The 17,903-nt window shown below is 66.1% G+C and carries 13 protein-coding genes; 9 read left to right on the forward strand and 4 right to left on the reverse strand.

All coding sequences use genetic code 11. The features are described from left to right. Window positions 1-64: 64 nt before the first annotated feature. A complete protein-coding gene (locus VLA96_09330) occupies window positions 65-2,575 on the reverse strand; it encodes an ATP-binding protein (GenBank protein HSE49394.1) in 2,511 nt (836 codons plus the stop codon). 294 nt (window positions 2,576-2,869) lie between these two features. On the opposite strand from VLA96_09330, the gene VLA96_09335 reads away from it, so the two are divergent. The 5 genes from VLA96_09335 (at window position 2,870) to VLA96_09355 (ending at window position 9,557) form a co-directional block, all read left to right on the forward strand. Continuing rightward, complete coding sequence (locus VLA96_09335; protein HSE49395.1) at window positions 2,870-5,689, forward strand: ATP-binding protein; 2,820 nt, start codon at window positions 2,870-2,872, stop codon at window positions 5,687-5,689. Between the two features lie 12 nt (window positions 5,690-5,701). Beyond that, entirely contained in the window at window positions 5,702-7,138 is a 1,437-nt protein-coding gene (locus VLA96_09340) for a sigma-54 dependent transcriptional regulator (GenBank protein ID HSE49396.1), read from the forward strand. Between the two features lie 116 nt (window positions 7,139-7,254). Further along, entirely contained in the window at window positions 7,255-7,884 is a 630-nt protein-coding gene (locus VLA96_09345; GenBank protein HSE49397.1) for an energy transducer TonB, read from the forward strand. A 45-nt stretch (window positions 7,885-7,929) separates the two neighbouring features. Beyond that, a complete protein-coding gene (locus VLA96_09350; GenBank protein HSE49398.1) occupies window positions 7,930-8,712 on the forward strand; it encodes an ABC transporter permease in 783 nt (260 codons plus the stop codon). A 2-nt stretch (window positions 8,713-8,714) separates the two neighbouring features. Continuing rightward, window positions 8,715-9,557: an ATP-binding cassette domain-containing protein gene (locus VLA96_09355; GenBank protein ID HSE49399.1), complete on the forward strand. Its 843-nt coding sequence runs from the start codon at window positions 8,715-8,717 to the stop codon at window positions 9,555-9,557. An 84-nt stretch (window positions 9,558-9,641) separates the two neighbouring features. Here VLA96_09355 and VLA96_09360 read toward each other — a convergent pair whose 3' ends face one another. From VLA96_09360 to dprA, 3 genes are all read right to left on the reverse strand, one after another. After that, window positions 9,642-10,127, reverse strand: a complete 486-nt coding sequence (locus VLA96_09360; protein ID HSE49400.1) for a hypothetical protein — start codon at window positions 10,125-10,127, stop codon at window positions 9,642-9,644. A gap of 41 nt (window positions 10,128-10,168) precedes the next feature. Continuing rightward, window positions 10,169-12,706 carry a type I DNA topoisomerase gene (topA, locus tag VLA96_09365; protein ID HSE49401.1) on the reverse strand — a complete coding sequence of 846 codons (2,538 nt, stop codon included), beginning with the start codon at window positions 12,704-12,706 and terminating at the stop codon, window positions 10,169-10,171. 143 nt (window positions 12,707-12,849) lie between these two features. Then, a complete protein-coding gene (gene dprA / locus VLA96_09370) occupies window positions 12,850-14,019 on the reverse strand; it encodes a DNA-processing protein DprA (GenBank protein HSE49402.1) in 1,170 nt (389 codons plus the stop codon). Between the two features lie 171 nt (window positions 14,020-14,190). Between dprA and VLA96_09375 the strand changes: the two genes are divergently transcribed. From VLA96_09375 to VLA96_09390, 4 genes are read left to right on the forward strand one after another with little or no spacing between them, the layout of a single operon-like run. Further along, the gene (locus tag VLA96_09375) at window positions 14,191-15,078 is read left to right on the forward strand and encodes a menaquinone biosynthesis protein (protein HSE49403.1); all 888 of its coding nucleotides are present in this window, start codon (window positions 14,191-14,193) and stop codon (window positions 15,076-15,078) included. 50 nt (window positions 15,079-15,128) lie between these two features. Continuing rightward, entirely contained in the window at window positions 15,129-15,434 is a 306-nt protein-coding gene (locus tag VLA96_09380; GenBank protein ID HSE49404.1) for a hypothetical protein, read from the forward strand. Window positions 15,435-15,480: 46 nt separating this feature from the next. Then, window positions 15,481-16,269 carry a trehalose-phosphatase gene (gene otsB / locus VLA96_09385; protein HSE49405.1) on the forward strand — a complete coding sequence of 263 codons (789 nt, stop codon included), beginning with the start codon at window positions 15,481-15,483 and terminating at the stop codon, window positions 16,267-16,269. Then, complete coding sequence (locus VLA96_09390; GenBank protein HSE49406.1) at window positions 16,266-17,759, forward strand: trehalose-6-phosphate synthase; 1,494 nt, start codon at window positions 16,266-16,268, stop codon at window positions 17,757-17,759. Before otsB ends, VLA96_09390 begins: the two co-directional genes overlap by 4 nt. Window positions 17,760-17,903 lie beyond the last annotated feature (144 nt).

Genomic DNA, 17,903 nt, shown 5'->3' on the forward strand with positions numbered 1-17,903 from the left:
GCTCGCTCCGGCCTCACCCTTCTTCCAGGGTCGCCGCAACGCCGTCGCCTTTCGCGACGGCGGACTAGCCGTTGGCGCCGCGGACCCAGGTCGCCGACGACGGGATAATGCGCCCTTCCAGTACTTCGCGCACGCGCCGCTGCAGAGCCGCGGGCGTGAACGGCTTCTCGAGGAAGGCGATGCCGCTCTTGATGTCGGTCCCCTGCAGCGCCTGGTCGGTGTATCCGGACATGTAGAGGACCTTCATGCCGGGACGCTTGCCGGCGACCTTCTGCACCAGTTCGTGCCCGCTGAGCCCGGGCATCACGACGTCGGTGATGAGCAGGTGGATGACGCCGTCGTACTCGATGCAGATCTTCTCCGCTTCGTCGCCGCGGCTGGCGAGCAGCACCTTGTAGCCGGAGGTCACGAGGATGCGGTTGGCGAGCTGGCGCACCACGTCTTCGTCCTCGACCAGCAGGATGGTCTCGAAGCCGACGCGGCGCGTGCCGCTCTCGCTCGGGTCGCCGTCGGCCACCGGCTGGTCGACGCGCGGCAGGTAGATGCGGAAGGTGGCGCCCGCGCCCGGCGAGCTCTCGACCGCGATGTATCCCTCGCTCTGCTTGACGATGCCGTAGACGGTGGAGAGGCCGAGGCCGGTGCCGCGCCCCAGCTCCTTGGTGGTGAAGAAGGGCTCGAAGATGTGGCGCTGCGTCTCGGCGTCCATGCCGTGGCCGGTGTCGGAGACCTCGAGCAGGACGCAGCGGCCCGGGCGGATGCCGAGGTGCTCGCGGGCGAAGGCCTCGTCGATCACGACGTTGCTGGTGGTGAAGGTCAGCCGGCCGCCGGTGGGCATGGCGTCGCGCGCGTTGACGGCGAGGTTGAGGATGACCTGCTCGATCTGGCTGGGGTCGGCGCGCACGGTGCCGACGTCGGGCGCGAAGCGGTTCACGATCTCGATGTGCTCGCCGATGACGCGGCGCAGCATGTTGTCGACGCTGGCCACGATGGCGTTGAGGTTGATGTTGCGCGGCTGCAGCACCTGGCGACGGCTGAATGCCAGCAGCTGGCGGGTCAGCGTCGCGGCTTTTTCCGCGGCTTTCTCGATCTGGCCGACCTCGCGCGCCAGCTGCTCATCCTCTTTCACGCGGTCGAGCACCAGGCAGCTGTAGCCCTTGATGACGGTCAGCAGGTTGTTGAAGTCGTGCGCGATGCCGCCGGCGAGCGTGCCGACGGCTTCCATCTTCTGCGACTGGCGCAGCTGCTCCTCCAGTCGCTGGCGCTCGGTCAGGTCCTGGCTGAGGACGAGCATGGCGTTGTGGCCGGCGAATTGGATGGGCTCGGCGTGGATCTCGACGGTGACGATCTCGCCGTTCTTGCAGGCGTGCTTCCAGACGCCGAACTCGCGGATGCCGGTCTCGTCGGCGAGCGATTCGAGCAGCTTGGGGACTTCGTCGGGCGGCCGGATCTGCGTGAGCCGCATGGAGAGGAACTCGTCGCGCGAGTAGCCGTAGCGGCGGACGGCGGCGTCGTTCACTTCCAGGAAGCGCAGCGTCTCGAGGTCCACCACCCACATGGGGTGGGGATTGGCGGCGAACAGCAGCCGGAAGCGTCCCTCGGTCTCGCGCAGCGCCGTGACGGCGCGCCGCTGCTTGTCCTGGCTGACGGCGAGCCGCAGGCTGTAGCAGGCGAACGAGAACAGCATCAGCAGCGAGGCCAGCACCGTCTGCTCTTTCAGGATCTGGCTGGAGAGGAACAGGACGGTGAACGGGATGAGCGTGGGCAGCAGATGCACGCTGAGCACGGTGCGCACGTTGGGAATGCGCTCGATGACGGGCTCGGGCTCCTGCTGCCGCCAGGTCAGCACGACGATGGTCAGCACCGTGAAGCCCATCGTCCAGCCGGCGCTGGACCAGTGCCCCGACCCCGCATCCCACTGGAAGCGCGCCAGGTTCGCCAGCCCGGTGCATATGGCGTAGGCGAACAGGAACGCCGAGAGCCGCATGAACAGCTCGCGCACCTGGCGCGAGCGGCTCAGCGTGGCGCGCAGCAGGCTCCCGATGATCAGGAATGCGTTGCGCGCGTTGAACAGGATCCCCAGCCGCCGCCACGCCAGCTGCTGCGGCGCCTCCGGGTGCGGCATATAGAAGAAGTACATGTAGGCCGCGAACAGCACGATGCCGAACTGGACAAGATCGAGGGTGCGCTCCCAGTCGATGCGGCGCCGCTCCGGGTCGATCTCCATCAGCAAGGTGAGCGCGATCGGGGTGTAGGCAAAAAAGAACAGGACGTCGGTCCGCGCGCGTATCTGGTCCGGCGTGTCGAACAGGTCGTACCACGTCCAGAATCCCTGCGCGATCGCCCAAGCCGCCATCGACGCCGCAACCAGCCACCAGAAGTGGCGCGCGAAACCGGCCGAGCCGCGCGCCACCGCCACGCAGGCCACCCCTGCCAGCAGGCAAGCGCCGAGCTGGATCAGGTTCGAGGCAGTCGTGCGCGCATATTCGCTGGGCAGCGCCAGGGTCAGCAGCACGTGCGCCCACAACAGCAGCAGCGCGCCGACGAACAGGATCCGATTTGTCCGCTGAGAGACCACGACGGGTGGGGGACAGCCGGAGTCTATGAACATCCGCTGGGAGGGTCAAACGAAATGTTCCGCAAGGGGTTACCGGGCAGGAGCGGCACCGGATTCTTGTATCTCGGCTACGGGAAACCACAAGGTAAATACAAAAAATGGTATGATTTCAAGGTTCTCCTGACGGTAGCCGTCTAAGCCCTGTGGTCCCAGAGAGTTGAAGGGAAGCACTTGTCCCAAAACATGGAAGCCGGCTTGCAATCAAGACAAGGCGCGAACGGGGCTGAGGCCCCGACCGCACGCCCCCGCCGGCCCATGAAGAGCGAGTCGCAGTTCCGCTTTGCCGCCATCCTGCTGGCGGTGCTCACCGTGACGGCGGCGATCTTCGCCTTCATCAACTTCCAGAAAGAGCGCGAGGTCGAGACCGCGACCGACGGCGTGTGGTGGGTGGAGCACGAGGGCTGGCTGCGCGCCGAGCGCATCGAGGCCGGCGGGCCGGCTGACAAGGGCGGCATCAAGGTGGGCGACACGCTGACGGCCATCAACGGCCGCACCGTGAGCAGCGTCGCCGCGGTGCAGCGGCAGATCTACCGCACCGGCATCTACAAGGACTCCACCTACTCGCTGGTCCGCAACGAAGTCCCGGTCGACGTGAAGGTGATCCTGGAGCCGACGGACCGGTCGGTGAACTCCGGGTTGCGGCTGATCGCGCTCATCTACCTGGGCATCGGGCTCTACGTGCTGCTGCGGCGCTGGACGGCGCCGAAGTCCATGCACTTCTACGTGTTCTGCCTGGTGTCGTTCGTCTTCTACTCGTTCAAGTACACCGGCAAGCTCAACGCGTTCGACGAGATGATCTACTGGTCGAACGTGGTGGCGTGGCTGCTGCAGCCGGCGCTGTTCCTGCACTTCTCGCTCACCTTCCCCGAGGACAAGCCGTTGGTGCGGCGGCATCGCTGGACGATCGTGGCGGCGTACGTGCCGGCGGTGGTGCTGCTGGCGCTGCACGTGGCGGCGCTGCTGGTGCTGGCGCCTTCGGCGGTGCTGATGTGGAACCTCGACCGCCTGGCGATGCTGTACCTCGCGCTCTATTTCGTGGCCGCGGCCTTCGTCTTCTGGAACACCTACACCAAGGCCGACACGCCGCTGCTGCGCCAGCAAATGAAGTGGGTGACGCGCGGGACGATTCTGGCCATCGCGCCGTTTACCGCGCTGTACGTGATCCCGTTCCTCATCGGGAACCTGCCGACCGGCCTGCAGAAGGTGTCGGTGCTGTCGCTGGTGTTCCTACCGCTGACGTTCGGCTACGCCATCGTGCGCTACCGGCTGATGGACGTGGACATCATCTTCAAGCGTGGCATGACGTACACGCTGGCCGCGGCGGCCATCGTCGGCATGTTCTACGGCGCGGTGGCGGTGGTGGCCACGCTGGCGCAGAAGGCCTTCCCTTCCACCGGGCCGGCGGGCCTGGTGGCGGCCGTCATCGTGACGGCGCTGCTGTTCGAGCCCATCAAGAATTTCACGCAGCAGAAGCTCATCGACCCGCTCTTCTATCGCAAGCGCTACGACTACCGGCGGACGCTGATCGAGTTCGGCCGCGAGCTGAACTCCGTCACCGACCTGGCGAAGATGCTCACCATGGTCATCGACCGGCTCTCGCGCACGCTGCTGGTCGACAAGCTGGCCGTCTTCCTGGAAGACGACGGGCACTTTTACATGGCGCGCTCGTTCGGCATCGGGAACGTCGGCGCGCTCGACCTCGGCTTCCTGGCGACGCACCAGGAAGAGTTCGCCACGGGCCACCTGTTCTACGACAACACGCGGCTGGTGCCGCGCGAGACGCCGACCGAGCAGGAGACCATCGCGAAGCTCGACCTGAACTACTACATCCCGTGCACCATCCAGAACCGCGTGATCGCGGTGCTCGGGCTGGGCAAGACGATGGAAGGCGACTTCCTCTCGTCCGAAGACGTGGAGCTGCTCGAGACCCTGGCCGGGTACATCGGCATCGCCATCCAGAACGCGGTGCTGTACGCCTCGCTGGAGCAGAAGGTCAGCGAGTACGAGCGGCTGAAGGAATTCAACGAGAACATCGTGGAGTCCATCTCGGTGGGCGTGCTGGCGGTGGACCTGGAAGACCGCATCGAGAGCTGGAACTCGCAGATGGAAGTGATGTACGCGATGCCGCGCGTCGAGGTGCTGGGCAAGCCGCTGAGCGAGGTCTTCCCTGCTGCCTTCAACGAGGAGTTCTACCGCGTGCGGCAGAACGCGGGCATCCACAACCTGTACAAGTTCCGGCTGCAGACGCCGGCGGGCGACGCGCGGGTCACGAACGTGGCCATCGCGCCGCTGGTGACGAAGAAGTTCCACGTCATCGGCCGGCTCATCATCGTCGACGACATCACCGAGCGCATCGGGCTGGAATCGCAGCTCACGCAGGCGGAGAAGATGTCGTCCATCGGCCTGCTGGCCGCGGGCGTGGCGCACGAGGTCAACACGCCGCTCGCCGTCATCTCCAGCTACGCGCAGATGCTCGCCAAGCAAGTGGCGGGCGACGAGAAGAAGAGCAGCCTGCTGGAGAAGATCACGGCGCAGACCTTCCGCGCCTCCGAGATCGTCAACAACCTGCTGAACTTCTCGCGCACTTCCGGCACCGAGTTCTCGGACATCAGCCTGAACAAGGTCATCGGCGACACGCTCTCGCTGCTCGACCACCAGATGAAGGTGGCGAAGGTGAAGGTGGTGCACGAGCTCGCCGAGGACCTGCCGCTCATCCACGGCAACGCCGGCAAGTTGCAGCAGGTGTTCCTGAACCTGTTCCTGAACGCGAAGGACGCGATGCCGCACGGCGGCACGCTGACGGTGAGCACCGCGAACGGCTCGGGCGTGAACGTCGCGATCAAGGACACCGGCACCGGCATCGAGCCGGAGAACCTGCGGCGCATCTACGACCCGTTCTTCACCACCAAGAACAACGTGCGCGAAGGCGAGCGCCGCGGCACCGGGCTGGGACTGGCCGTGAGCTACGGCATCATCCAGGAGCACGCCGGCAAGATCCACGTGGAGAGCGAGCCGGGCAAGGGCACCACGTTCTATCTGGAATTCCCCATGGTCCGCAAGGCCGTGGGCGTTTAGTCGGGAGAGAGTATGTCGAATGCTGCCGTTCTACCGCGCCGCGCGAGCACCGAACAGGTGTCGGGCGTGGGCGCCATCCTGATCATCGACGACGAAGCGGCCATCCGCGAGTCGCTGGAGACGCTGCTCGACCTGGAAGGCTACGCGGTCGAGAGCGCCGAGACCGGCGAAGACGGGCTGAGCGCGCTGGCCGCGCGCCCCTTCGACCTGGTGCTGCTCGATTTCGCGCTGCCCGACATGAACGGGCTCGAGGTGCTGGCCGAGATCCGCGAGCGCGACCCGCAGCTCTCCGTCATCATGATCACCGCGTACGGCACGGTGGAGAACGCCGTGAAGGCGGTGCAGGCGGGCGCCACCAACTTCATCCAGAAGCCGTGGGACAACGAGAAGCTGCTGGCGGACGTGCGCGCCGCGGTCGCGCGCCGCAAGGCGGAGGAAGAGAACGTCCAGCTCAAGCGCGCGCTCAAGCAGCGCTACAACTTCGAGCACATCGTGGGCAAGAGCGAGCCGATGCTGAAGATCTTCGACCTGGTCGGCCAGGTGGCGCCCTCGCGCTCCACCGTGCTCATTCAGGGCGAGAGCGGGACGGGCAAGGAGCTGATCGCGAAGGCCATCCACGCGAACTCCCCGCGCAAGGACCGCGCGTTCGTGCCGGTGAACACCGGCTCCATGCCGCCGGACCTGCTCGAATCCACGCTCTTCGGCCACGTGAAGGGCGCGTTCACCAGCGCCATCGCGTCGAAGAAAGGCCTGTTCGAGGTGGCGCACGGCGGCACGCTGTTCCTCGACGAGATCGGCACCATGTCGCTCGACACCCAGGCGAAGATCCTGCGCGTGCTGCAGGACAAGAAGTTCATGCACCTGGGCGGCGTGCAGGAGATCCAGGTCGACGTGCGCATCATCGCCGCCACCAACGTGGACCTAAAGAAGCAGGTGGACGAGGGCAGGTTCCGCGAGGACCTTTACTACCGGCTGAACGTGATCTCCATCGAGCTGCCGGCGTTGCGGCAGCGCCGCGAAGATGTCGCGCTGCTCACTCACCACTTCCTGGAGAAGTTCTCCAAGGAGAACGGGAAGCACGTGCACAACATCACCACGGACGCGCTGCGAGCGCTGATGGACTACAACTGGCCGGGCAACGTGCGCGAACTGGAGAACGTGATCGAGCGCGCGGTCGTGCTGGCGCCGGGCGAGAGCGTGACCAGCGACCTGCTGCCGGCGGGCGTGGTCGGGCGCGACGTCGTGGGCAAGATCCTGGCCGACCGGCCGGACGCCTCGCTGTTCGAGATCATCGAGGAGTGCGAGCGGCGCGTCATCGGCGACATGCTGGAGAAGTGCAACGGGAACCAGACCGACGCCGCCGAGCGCTTCCACATCCCGCTCTCGACCCTGAACCAGAAGATCAAGCGGCTGAACATCGAGATCAAGAGGAAGGCGAAGGAAGCGTAGGGGTGTTTCCGGGTCCCGGTTTCCAGTTTCCCGCGTCGAGGGGAGGCTGATTGCTGACTGCGGTCCTCGCGCTGTGGTTTCTGCAGCTCCCCGCTGCGCATAAGCTCCCAGCGCCCGTGTGTCCGCACGAGATGGTGCCGCGGTACTGGCTCCAGCCCGTCTATCCCAGAGACGCGGTGAAGAAGAACTTCGGCGGCAAAGTGCGGCTGGAAGCGCTGGTCGCCGCCGACGGGCACGTGAAGAAAGTCGTCACGCTCTCCGGCGACGAGGATCTGGCAGACGCGGCGGACGACGCGCTGAAGGAATGGAAGTTCCAGCCGTGCATCGTGGATGGCGCCGCCCGCGAGGTGGCGGCGGCCATGGAGTTCGATTTTCACGCCGAAACCTGGCACGTGACCTACTCGGCGACGCTGCCGCCCTTCCCCAAGGACCCGAACCATCGGGAGCAGGCGCTGCGACGAGTGCGTGTGAATCCGGGAGTGACTTCGGGCAACGTGCGTTACCGTCCGAAACCGGGATATCCGCTCAAGGCGGACCTGCTTCGCATTCAGGGCGCCGTTCTACTTCGGATCGTCATCGGCAGAGATGGTGGGGTCGAGGTTCTCGAAGTGGAGAGCGGTCCGCCCGAACTGGCGGAGGAAGCGGTCCATTCCGTGCGCCAATGGCGCTACAGACCTTATCTCCTCAACGGCGAGCCGGTCGAGGTTGAAACGGCCGTTACGATCCGCTTCCGGATCCAGGATTGAGGTAGTTCCAGCTTTTACGCACCTCTGCTACACTCCCCCTTCCGCATGGAACTCATTTCCCCGGTCGATTTCGCCAAGCAGACCGTATTGGCGGTGCAGGACTATTCCCAGCTCGCCTGGCGGTCGGTGTCGAACGTCTTCCGCAAGCCGCGCTACGTCGCGGACACCCTGCAGCAGATGGACTTGATCGGCGTGGGCTCGCTGCCCATCGTGGTGCTGACGGGCTTCTTCACCGGCGCGGTGCTGGCGCTGCAAGGCTCGAACACGCTGCAGCGCTTCGGATCGCTCTCGCTCATCGGGCAGCTGGTGTCGATCTCGATGGTGCGTGAGCTGGGCCCGGTGCTGACCAGCCTGATGGTCGCCGGCCGCAACTCCAGCGGCATGGCTTCGGAACTCGGCTCCATGAAGGTGACCGAGCAGATCGACGCCATGCGCGCGCTCGGCACCGACCCGTCGAAGAAGCTGGTGACGCCGCGCGTGGTCTCCACCGTGAGCATGCTGTTCTTCCTCACCGTCATCTCGGACCTGGTCGGCCTGGCGGGCGGCGCCATGGTCTCCACCCTGATGCTGGGGCTGAACTCCTACGAGTACTGGAACAAGGCGTGGCAGTCGCTGGTGTGGCAGGACGTGGCGATGGGCCTGACCAAGCCCATCATCTTCGGCTTCATCGTGGCGACGGTGGGCTGCTACTACGGCATGGCCACCAAGGGCGGCACGCAGGGCGTGGGCCGCTCGACCACGCAGGCGGTGGTGGCGGCCTCGGTGCTCATCCTGGTCGTCGACTTCTTCTGGACGCGCCTGCTCATGACCATGCTCGGCGGCGGTTAAACGTGTCGCTCACCGCGCCCATTCCCGGCAACCTGGCTGCGCAGGACACGCAGCACGTCGCCATCGTGTTCGAAGACGTCGCGCTCGCCTTCGACGACATCGTGGTGCTCGACGGCATCTCGTTCGAGCTCAAGCGGGGCGAGACCAAGGCCATCTTCGGCGTCGCGGGCTCGGGCAAGACCACGCTGCTCAAGCTGGCGCTCGGCCTGATCAAGCCCGACCGCGGGCACATCTGGGTGCTGGGCCACGACGTCACCGAGATGCGCGAAGAGGACCTGTTCGACCTGCGCCGCAAGGTCGGCATGGTGTTCCAGGAAAGCGCGTTGTTCGACTCGATGACCGTGCGCGACAACGTGGCGTTCCGCCTGATCGAGGAGGGCGGCATCGCGGACGACGAGATCGACAACCGCGTGCGCGAGGTGCTGCGCTTCGTGGAGCTCGAGCACACCATGAAGATGCTGCCTTCGGAGCTCTCCGGCGGCATGCGGCGGCGCGTCTCCATCGCGCGCGCCATCATCTCGCAGCCGGAGGCGATCCTCTACGACTCGCCCACCGGCGGCCTCGACCCCATCACCTCCACCACCATCGTGGAGCTGATCGTGAAGCAGCGCGACGTCTACCGCACCAGCTCCCTGCTCGTCACCCACCGCCTGCAAGACGCCTTCGTGATGGCCACCAGCTACTACGACACCCAGGCCAACGAGATGAAGACCATCCAGGCGGGGCAGAACATCGACGTCCGCACCAGCTTCCTCATCCTGCGCGACGGCAAGATCATCTTCGACGGCGACGCCGCCGAGCTGGCCGCGACCCGGGATGAGTACATCAAGGAGTACATCGCGTAGAAGCAGTTGCGAGCTCCGAGTCGTGAGTTGCGAGCAAAACCAAGAGGCCGGCGAGTCGCCGGCCTCCGGTTCTTCCTGGGCGTTTTACTGAGCGGCGGCCTTGGCCGGCTGGGCGCGGCGGCTGGCGATCATCCGGCGCGCGCGCTCGACGCGGGCGCGGCGCTCGGCCGTGGCGTTCGCCACGCGCTCGATGTGCTGCCCGAACAGCGGGCTCATGCGCTCGCGCATGATGGGAAAGAACGACCCGTACTTGGCGTAGAGGAAGAAGAGCTCGCCCGAGAAGTCGTCGAACAGGTCCGGGTGGACGATGCCGCGGTCAGCCAGCGCCGCCGTCTGCTCCCAGTAGGAGAAGACCATGCGGAAGTAGGTCTGCTCCTGGGTGCCGAAGTTGAAGGCCAGGGAGGCGAACTCTTCGTCGGTGGTCGGCGTCCACTGGAAGAGGATGAAGTTGCGAGCGTCGCGCAGCTTCTGATCACGACGTTGCTCGTAGGTGCGCAGCATGAGATCGGCGTCGAGGTGCGTCGCCGGGCGGGACTTGGGGGCAGATTTCGACTTCGTCTTCTTCGCCATGAGTGTCTCCTCAGTTCAGGACAGGTTTGCGGGCTGCGATTCTATACCGGAGCCGGTTCCGGGACCGGACGGGAATAATCGCATTTCACGGATTCCTCTGCCTCGTCGGCGGATCTCTTCTTTTTCCGCTTCGGAGTCTCGTCCTCGTCGGCGCCCGTGCGCTTGTTGTTGGGGCAGGCGAGGACCGTGCCGCTTTTTAGTCTCTTTTCAACAAGATACGGGCTGCCGCACTGCGGGCACTTCTCGTCGACCGGCTTCCAGTTCGAGGTGAAGTCGCACTTCGGGTAGTTCGCGCAGCCATAAAAGAGGTTGCCGCGGCGGCGCGCCTTCTTCTCCACGATCTCGCCCGTCTTGCACTTCGGGCACTTCACCCCGATGAAGTTCTGCTTGATGTACTTGCAGTCCGGGTAGCCGGAGCAGGAGACGAACTCGCCGTAGCGCCCGTGGCGCAGGATCATGCCGCGTCCGCATTGCGGGCACTTCTCGTCGAGCGGGATGTCGGGGACCTTCTTCTGCTGGTCGAGGCGGCGCGTGGTCTTGCACTCGGGATAACCGGTGCAGGCCATGAACTGGCCGAAGCGCCCGCGCTTCAGGACCATCAAGCGGCCGCAGTTCTCGCAGTATTCCTCCTGCGAGGTCTCCTGCATGTCGGCCGAATCGAGGTCGGGGAGGTCGATCGGGTTCTCCTTGGTGAAGGTGCAGGAGTTGGGATCGTCCTTGGCATACGCGCTGCACGCGAAGAAGGAGCCGTGCTTGCCCCACTTGATGACGAGCGGCGAGCCGCAACGCTCGCACTTCTCCTCCGTGGGCTTCTCCATCCGCTTGATGTTCTCCATGTGCTTCTCGGCGTAGCGGAGGTCCTTCGCGAACTTCTTGTAGAACTCGGCGAGCGCGTCGGTCCACTTCTCCTTGCCCTCTTCGATCTCGTCGAGCTCTTCCTCGAGGCGCGCGGTGTATTGCAGGTCGAAGATGTCGGGGAAATTGGCGACCAGCAGGTCGGTGACGACGAACCCGATCTCGGTGGGCGCGAACTTGCCGCCGAACTTCTGCACGTAGCCGCGGTCCTGGATGGTCGAGATGATGGCCGCGTAGGTGGACGGCCGCCCGATGCCCCGCTCCTCCAGCTCTTTCACGAGCGACGCCTCGTTGTAGCGCGGCGGCGGCTCGGTGAAGTGCTGCTCCGGCTTCAGGCCCTTGAGCTCGAGCTTCTGGCCCGGCTCGAGCGGCGGCAGCTTGTGGCGCAGCTCCTCGTCTTCCTCGGTCTTGCCTTCATGCGACTCCTCGTAGACCTTGAGGAAGCCTTCGAACTTCAGGACCGAACCGGTGACGCGGAAGGGATAGGTCTTGCTGCTCTTCGCGGTGGCGTCGATGTCGACCGAGGTCTGGTCGAAGACGGCGGGCGTCATCTGGGACGCGATGAAGCGCTGCCAGATGAGCTTGTAGACCTTGAACTCGTCTTCCTGCAGGTAGCGCTTGATGGAATCCGGGGGGCGCATCGCGGAGGTCGGGCGGATGGCCTCGTGCGCCTCCTGCGCGCCCTTCTTCGACTTGAAGAAGTTGGGCGACTCGGGCAGGAAGTTCTCGCCGAAGTTCGACGCGATGTACTCGCGCACCTCGCCGAGCGCGTCGTTGGAGACGCGCGTGGAGTCGGTGCGCATGTAGGTGATGAGGCCGACCGAGCCTTCGTCGCCCAGGTCGATGCCTTCATACAGACGCTGCGCGATCATCATGGCGCGCTTCACGCTGAAGCGCAGCTTGCGCGAGGCGTCCTGCTGGAACTTGGAAGTGGTGAAGGGCGGCGCGGCCGAGCGGCGGCGCTCCTTCTTCTCTACGTTGCGGACGACCCAGGAGGCGTTCTCCAGGTCGGCCTGGATCTGCCTGGCACGCTCCTCGTTCGGGATCTCGTTCTTGTCGGGATTCGCGCCCACGAAGCTGGCGTCGAACAGCGGCGGCTTGGCGGCGTGCAAGTGCGCGTCCAGCGTCCAGTACTCGACCTTCTGGAAGGCCTTGATGTCGCGGTCGCGCTCGACGATGAGCCGCAGCGCGACCGTCTGCACGCGGCCGGCGGAGATGCCGCGCCGCACCTTGTCCCACAGCAGCGGCGAGATCTGGTAGCCGACCAGCCGGTCGAGCACGCGGCGGGTCTGCTGCGCGTCGACCAGGTGCTGGTCGATCTCGCGCGGATGCTGGAAGGCTTCCTGAACCGCCTTCTTCGTGATCTCGTTGAAGGTGACGCGGTGGACGGGGATGCCGTTCTTCTTTTTCTTCTTGCCCGCGCCGTCGGTCAGCTCTTCCGCCAGGTGCGCGGCGATGGCCTCGCCTTCGCGGTCCGGGTCGGGCGCCAGATAGATGGCGGACGCCGACTTGGCCAGCTTCTTCAGCTTGCCGAGGACCTTCTCCTTGCCCGGGATGACGATGTATTCGGTCTCGAAATCGTTCTCGACGTCGACGCCGAGCGTCTTCTTGGGCAAGTCTTTCACGTGCCCGAGCGAGGCTTCGACGTCGAACTCGCGACCGAGATATTTGTTGATCGTCTTCGCCTTGGCCGGCGATTCGACGATCACGAGTGCTTTGGCCAACTTGTCTCCTTGGGGATTGAAACTAGCATGAGTGGGGTGAAAATCAGAAATCGGCTACTCGAACGACACTCCTTCCTCGGAGGTCATCCTGAGCGAGTCCGCCGCGGCGGACGACCTCGCTCAGGATGACCTCCGTAAAGGGGTCAAAAACTCTTTACAAAGTTCTTCCCCGGCAATTGCCGGATCTTGCCGCTCAGTTCCAACTCGAACAGCGCGGCGAAGATCTCGGACGATGAGACGTCCGGCTCCAGGCGCTCCACTAATTCGTCGATGTGTGTGGATTCGTCGGGCTTCAGCAGCGCATAAATGCGGCGCTCGGCGGGACCAAGGGCTTGGTCGTCCTCGAATAGAGATGCGGTGGAGGGTGGTTTGGATTCAGAAGTCTCGGGAACGAGCTGTTGCTGAAGCTCCGCCGGCAGCTCTTCCCACACGTCTTCCCAGGTAGCAGTGAGCTTGGCGCCCTGCTTGATGAGCGTGTTCGGTCCCCAGGAATTCTTGTTGGTCACGTTGCCCGGGACGGCGAAGAGGTCGCGGTTCTGCTCGAGCGCGCAGCGCGCCGTGATGCGCGTGCCGGAATACTCGCCCGCTTCCACTACCAGCACGCCGAGGGAGAGGCCGCTGATGATGCGGTTGCGGATGGGAAAATTCTGCGGCGCGGCGAACGTGCCCATGGCGAACTCGCTGAGGAGCGCTCCGCCCAGCCCGAGGATCTGCTCGCTCAGCTTGCGGTTCTCGCGCGGGTAGAGCACGTCGACGCCGGTGCCGAACACGGCCACCGTCTTCCCTTTCGCGTGGATGGCGCCGCGGTGCCCGGCAGTGTCGACGCCGCGCGCCATCCCGCTGAAGATGACCAGGCCGCGATGGGCGAGGTCCTGCGCCAGGCGCTCCGCCATGCCGATGCCGTACGGCGTGGGGTGGCGCGTGCCGACCAGCGCGATGCCGGGGCGCGACAACACTTCCGCCTCGCCGCGCACGTAGAGCACGACCGGCGGGTCGTAGATCTGCTTGAGCCGCGGCGGATAAGCCGGGTCGCTCAGCGCGAGCAGTTGGGCGCCCGCGGCGACCGCGCGCACCATCTCCTCCTGCGCCAGCTCTCCGGACTTTCCGGTCGCGATCGACTGCGCGGCCGCGGCCGGCAAGCCGGCAGCCTCGAGCTCGGTCAACGAAGCATGGAAGATGTTCTCGATGGAGTCAAAGTGCTCGACCAGCTTGCGGGCGCGACTCGGGCCGAGCGTCGGCGTGAGGGCGAGCGCCAGCCACAGGCCGGCGGCCCGGGAGGTCGTGCTGGCGGTCTGAAGAGCCGCCGTCTCCATGATCGTTGCGGAATCTAGCAGGGTCTTGGCGGCCTGTTTGTGACGGCCATCACGCAAGAGTGTGGCGCGGGCGCGGCCCACGCGGCTCACCTGCATCGTTGCACGATATATAATGACGCCATCGTGCCTCCCCGCAGCTCCCAGGGTCCTGCTAGAATCTCCCGTCCGCGTATGGCTGACCGGCTGCGCATCTCCGCCATCTCTTTCCTGAACACCGCGCCCCTGATGTGGGACTTCGACCACGGGGAGCTGCGGCGGCGCTTCACCATCCACTACACGGTGCCGTCGGCGTGCGCCGAGGAGCTGCGGACGGGCGTGGCGGACATCGGCATCATCCCGGTCATCACCTACCACACCATCCCGGACCTCTCGGTGCTCCCCGGCGTGTGCATCGCGGCCAAGGGGCCGGTGCGGTCGATCTTGCTGATCAGCCGCAAGCCGCTGGACCAGATCCGCACGGTCGCGGCCGACAGCTCCTCGCGCACCTCGGTGGCGCTGGCGCGCGTGATCTTCCGCAAGTGGTTCGGCGGACAGCGCACCTTCACCGCGATGGAGCCGAAGCTCGACGTGATGCTGCAGAACGCCGACGCCGCGCTCATCATCGGCGACAACGCTCTCACGGTCGATCGCTCGCAGTACCTGTGCTACGACCTGGCGGAAGAGTGGACGCGCCAGACCGGCAAGCCCTTCGTCTTCGCCTTCTGGGCGGTGCGCAACGCCGCGCTCGCCGGGCGCAACGATTATCCGGACTTATCCGAACTTTTCCGGAGCTCGCGCGACCACGGCCTGGAGCACACGGCGGAACTGGCGCGCGAGTGGGCGCACCGCGTCGGCATCAGCGAAGACGCCGTCCGCAGCTACCTCACCGAGAGCATCGACTACCGCCTCGACCGGGAGAAGCTCGACGGCATGCGGCTGTTCCTGGAGTACGCGCTCGAGACCGGCGTGCTGCCGGCCGTGCGTCCCTTGCAGATGCTGGGCGAGGCCGGGCGGGCGAGCGCGTTGGCGGGGCTCGCGCCGCTCGCGGCGCTCGGCTCGCTTTTCCACGTATTCAACTGAACGCCGGCGTTTCTCGTGCTACGATGGAGCCCACTCGAGCAGAGAGAGCTGTGAGAATCCTCGCCACGATCGCGCGCGACCGCCTCCAGGTGATGCTGGTGGTCCTGGTGTTGCTGGCGGTGCTCGCCATGTTCGTCTCGCCACAGCTCGAGCTTCCGGAGAGCGCCTTGCGGGCCGCACGGCTCGCCGCGGTCACGCTGGGCACGCTGCTGGTGCTGGCGCAGACGATCGTGCGGATGCTGCGCCGGCCGGGCGCCGCCGTGGCCATCGAGGCACGAGCCGCTGAGCCGTTGCCGCCAGTCCTTTGCCCGAAGAGCTCCGCTGCCCTCCTGAGCACCGTCGTCCTCCTCTGCTAGCTCCGATCGATTCGGCAAGACGCTGAATCCAGATCGGAGGTTCCCCTTGGCAAGTCCGCATTTGCTTTCCAGGATCGACGGCTTTTTTGAGACTCTCGCCGGCAGCCGCGAGCGCGCGCTGCTGGTCGATTATGACGGCACTCTCGCCCCCTTCCGGCAGGAACCGCAGCAGGCGTTCCCCTATCCGGGGATCATGGAGCTGCTCGATTCCCTCCGCAGCACCACGGGCACGCGGCTGGTCATCGTGACGGGCCGGCCGACGGCGAAAGTGCTGCCACTGCTCGGCCTCAACCCAGCGCCGGAGATCTTCGGCGTCCACGGGCTGGAACGGCTGCTTCCCGACGGCTCGCGGCGCGTGCACGCGCTCGAGCCCGCCGCCGTGCTTGCCCTGGCCGAAGCCGGCTCGGAACTCGCCCGCGCGGGCGCTGGCTCCCTGCTCGAACACAAACTGGGAGCGCTCGCGGTCCACTGGCGTGGGTTGTCGGAGCGCGCCCAGGCTCAGACCGAGAGCACTGCCCGCAAGATCCTGCAACGCTATGCGCGACAGGGGCTTGTGCTGGCGCCCTTCGACCACGGTGTAGAGCTGCGCCTGAGCCGCCCCAACAAGGGTGACGTCGTCCAGACCATCCTGGAGGAAGCGCCCGGGGCTGCCGTCGCCTACCTGGGCGACGACGTGACCGACGAAGACGCCTTCCGCGCCATCCGCGGCCACGGCCTGGGCGTGCTGGTGGCGAAGATGCACCGCAAGACCGCCGCCACCGAGTGGCTGCAGCCGCCCGAGGGACTCACGCAATTCCTGCACCGCTGGCTGCACGTTTGTGGAGGTGACGCATGAGCGCCAAGTGCCGGCTTCTGCTCGTCTCCAACCGCCTGCCGGTGAGCGTCGAGCGCGGCGCAACGGGCGTCACGGTGCAGCGCTCGAGCGGCGGGCTCGTCCGCGCCCTCGGTTCCCTGCTGCGGCCGATGCAGGTCGCGTGGATCGGCTCCTGCGACGGCCCGCCGGATGAGGAGGTCGCCGCCGCGCTCGCCGCGCATCCCGAGTCCTTCGGCTGCGAGCTGACGCCGGTCTTCCTCGACGCGGAAGAGCGCGCGCTCTTCTACCAGGGATTCTCGAACGAGGTGGTGTGGCCGCTGTTCCACGACCTGCAATCGCGCTGCAACTTCGATCCGCGCTACTGGCGCAGCTACCGCTCGGTGAACCAGCGCTTCGCGCGCGCGGTGCTGGCGCGGCTGCGCGTCGCCGCGCCGCCGCTGGTCTGGGTGCACGACTACCACCTGATGGACGTGGCGCGCGAGCTGCGCGCCGCCGGCGTGCGCTCGCGGCTCGCATTCTTCCAGCACATCCCGTTCCCCGCGCCCGACATCTTCGCCAAGCTGCCGTGGCGCGCGGAAGTGCTGACCTCGCTGCTGGAGTACGACCTGCTCGGCTTCCAGACCGCGCACGACGTGCGTAACTTCACGGCGTGCCTGCGGCGCTACCTGCCGGGCAGCCGCGTGCGCCGCACGCACGGCGTCCTGAGCGCGACGCTCGACCACCGCCGCGCCAACATCGCGCACTTTCCCATCAGCGTGGACTACCGCGCGTTCTCCGCGCGCGCGGCCACGCGCCAGGCCGGCGCGCGCGCCGAGCGCGTGCGCCTGGAGCTGGGGTGCGAGCACATCGTGCTGGGCGTCGACCGGCTCGATTACACCAAGGGCATCCCCGACCGGCTGCGGGCTTTCGACGACCTGCTGCGCCGCTCGCCCGAACTGCATCGCAAGATCGTCCTGCTGCAGATCGTGGTGCCCAGCCGCGAGGAGATCCCCGAGTACCACGGCCTGCGCTCCGAGATCGAGCAACTGGTGAGCGAGATCAACGGGCGCCACAGCCAGCCCGGGTGGGTGCCGGTGCAGCACTTCTATCGTCACCTCGAACCGGACGACCTGCTGGCGTATTACCGCGCCGCCGACGTGTGCCTGGTCACTCCCCTGCGCGACGGCATGAACCTGGTCGCCAAGGAGTACTGCGCCGCGAAGGTGGACGGCAATGGCGTGCTGGTGCTGAGCGAGTTCGCGGGCTCGGCGGCGCAGCTCGCCAACGGCGCGCTGCTCGTCAATCCCTATCACACGGAAGCCGTGGCCGACGCCATCGCGCGCGCCTGCCACATGCCGGCGGAGGAGCGACAGCGGCGCATGCGGCACATGCGCCACCTCGTCCGCCGCTTCGACGTCTTTCGCTGGGCTGAAGCCTTCGTGTCGGCTGCCGCCGACCGCTCCTCTGCGGCGGCCGACGATGTTCTGCCTGGCATCGCACGACTGGCTTCGGCAGCCGCGCCCTTGCATTGAGGGCGTTGCTGGCCGCGCTCCCTTTCTGACCCCTCGGGGAGCGCGGCCTTTTTTGAACTGGACGCGGCAGGTTTGGCCGGCTGCGCTCTTCCCCGCTAAAATAGCTGTTTCAGCATGAGTCTGACCCAACAACAGGTTGAGACG

The organism is Terriglobales bacterium, assembly GCA_035457425.1.
In the GTDB taxonomy this organism is placed as follows: Bacteria; Acidobacteriota; Terriglobia; order Terriglobales; family Acidobacteriaceae; genus JACPNR01.